The following is a 239-nucleotide window of genomic DNA, read 5'->3' as shown; positions in this document are numbered from 1 at the left end:
CCAGACCGCGACGCAGAGCGCTAACCATGCCTGTATTCCTCACTTGGATTCTTTATTAACCGAGTTGATCAGGAACTTACCGATCAAGTCTTCCAGTACTAACGACGACTGGGTGTCGTGAATGGTTCCGCCATCCTTGAGCAGCGCTTCGTCGCCGCCCACGCTGATGCCGATGTACTTCTCGCCCAGCAAACCGGCGGTGAGGATAGACGCGGTGGAGTCCTCCGGCAGGTTATCCA

The 239-nt window shown here is 56.1% G+C and carries 1 protein-coding gene; it reads right to left on the bottom strand.

The genetic code is table 11. The features are described 5' to 3' along the window. Positions 1-39 precede the first annotated feature (39 nt). A partial coding sequence (locus AC0IW9_RS31825; protein ID WP_471652273.1) for an MlaD family protein occupies positions 40-239 on the bottom strand: 200 nt, incomplete at its 5' end.

It is taken from the genome of Belnapia sp. AC561 (assembly GCF_979252845.1).
Note: the sequence above shows the minus strand (reverse complement) of the source record. Positions and strands in the feature narration are given on the sequence as shown.